The following is a 2159-nucleotide window of genomic DNA, read 5'->3' on the forward strand; positions in this document are numbered from 1 at the left end:
AAAATAATTTAAAAAAATAATTTAAAATTTAAAATATTATATTTATCAGTTTATCATTCAAAAAATTTAAATAAATGAACTTAAAATAAAAAAGGAGACTTTAAATGCTTATAGAAAGTTTAGGCGGAGACTTGATGGGAACAATTCCTTTAGGAGACATTGTTCTTTATTTAAACCCTCTCCACATATTCTTGTTTGTAACTATACTTGTGTTTACAGCATTGATAGCCATGAGCCGAACTGAAACTCAAGTGGAAGCAATGTTTGGTTCTCTTGATGAAAATAAGGTTGCAGTTGGCAAAAAGGAATTCAAGCATAGAAGATTCCTGGCTATTATCTGTGGTATAGCTACTGCAGGAGCTATGATTACTGGAGATTTATTTAACTTTACCTTATTCATGGCTTTGATTGGTATTGTTAACATCGGTATTGTTTCTGCTGTAAAGCAGGTGGAGGTTTTAAATTCCGCTTATCAATATGGTTTGATTGCAATGATGTGCGGTTTGCCACTCTTTGGTGGAGCAGCTATGATTTTAGCAGCTACCGGTACCTTAAGCTTAATTGAACTCGCTGCAATCCCTGCAAGCCCAATGATGATATTTGGAGCGCTTGTAATGTTAATAGGAGTTTGCGGTGAAAGCGGTATAGCACCATTCTTTGCAAGTAAGGCAGAAATGTTTAGAACTCCTGGATCTCCATTCATATTGATTATCCACTTAAGTTCATTGTTTATTATTGTTAGATTTGTTGAAATCTTATTAACTATATTATAATTAAAAATGATTATTAAGAAAAATGAAGAATTAAAAATGAATTAAATCAGTAAAAATCATGTTTATTAATTTATTATTAAAATAGAAGGTCGTTAAAATGAATAAAATGAAAATAGCTAGTTATATTATCTTGATTGCGTCAGTATTAGCTATCCTTTATGCTTTAATATTTAATCCAGCTGATTGGATAGTCTATGCAATAGCTATTGTTTGTATACCATTTTTAGTACTTTCATTTGGACTTCTTACAATGTCCAAACCAATAAAAGAGGAAGAGGAGGAAAGAAGAGAAGAGCCTTTCACAGGTTACTAGTAGAATCTCTTTGCAGATATCATGAATTTAATGGCTCAAATTTTAATCAATGTAGTAATCGCTTTCCTTGCAGGTAGTCTTTTATTAGGTTTCCATAGAAAGGTTATGGCAAGAGTCCAATTGAGGCCAGGACCTCCTATTATACAGTACTTATTGCATTCATTGAAATTTTTCTTTAAGGAAACTTCATTTCCAAAAACTGCTGCGATGCCGTTTTATGTAGGTATTACAGTTATTTTAGCAGCTGTTTGGGTTACTGCAGTTATTGTAGGGCCAGTGGCTCAAGGTTCCTTAATGATCATATTTGGTGTTTATGCAATCCATAAGATTGTAGAGCATAATGCAGGATCCTCATCAGGTTCCCCATATGGTAAGATAAGTTGTGTAAGGGCTGTTTTCTCAGCAGCTGGTGAATTGCCACTCTTTGCAGTAATTGCAATCATATTCCTATTGACTGGAACTATGGATATCAGTGGAATTATAGCTTATCAGGCAGTGCATGGTCCTTTAGTATTGCAATTGCCTCTTGCAGCAATTATGTTCTTCACATTGATTGTTACAAAATCTCCATATTCTCCTTTTGCAATCACAAAAGGAAAGGAAATCATATCTGGATTTGAAACTGAACACTTTGGTATGCTTAGAGGATACATAATGTTTTCAGAATCAATCGCATGGTATATTCTATTATGGTTATTCTTAACAATATTCTTTGGACCGATTTCAGTTGTCGGATACTTGATTGGAATGATTGTAATCTGTATAATTACAGGATTTATCAATGCTACAACTCCTATGCTAAATCCAAACCATTCCGTAATGGCTCAAATATCCATTGCAATTCTCTGTACTGTTGGTTCAATTATCATGATTATTATTTAAATTAAATGAATTAAAATTAATGAAATTATTAATATAAAACGAAATTAATTAAAATTAAAACTATTAGAAGGCTTAAAAATGAATGATGAAAAAGGAATGAGAGTATTAACTTCATTAGTAGCTTTAGGCATTTTTGTAGTGGCAGGACTTGCCGCTTTCTATCAAAGTATTTTAGCGCTTCCTTTAGCTAT

Annotated in this window: 3 protein-coding genes; all 3 read left to right on the forward strand. The window is 32.5% G+C overall.

What is annotated here, in order from left to right:
• Positions 1-104: 104 nt before the first annotated feature.
• The 3 genes from Q0409_RS00860 (at position 105) to Q0409_RS00870 (ending at position 1968) form a co-directional block, all read left to right on the forward strand.
• Positions 105-773 (forward strand): hypothetical protein, encoded by a 669-nt coding sequence (locus Q0409_RS00860; protein ID WP_298534071.1) that lies wholly within the window; start codon positions 105-107, stop codon positions 771-773.
• A 97-nt stretch (positions 774-870) separates the two neighbouring features.
• Positions 871-1086, forward strand: a complete 216-nt coding sequence (locus tag Q0409_RS00865; RefSeq protein ID WP_298534074.1) for a DUF788 domain-containing protein — start codon at positions 871-873, stop codon at positions 1084-1086.
• 21 nt (positions 1087-1107) lie between these two features.
• A complete protein-coding gene (locus tag Q0409_RS00870; protein ID WP_298534076.1) occupies positions 1108-1968 on the forward strand; it encodes a respiratory chain complex I subunit 1 family protein in 861 nt (286 codons plus the stop codon).
• The last annotated feature ends 191 nt before the right edge of the window (positions 1969-2159 follow it).

This window comes from uncultured Methanobrevibacter sp. (assembly GCF_937898925.1).
In the GTDB taxonomy this organism is placed as follows: Archaea; Methanobacteriota; Methanobacteria; order Methanobacteriales; family Methanobacteriaceae; genus Methanobrevibacter.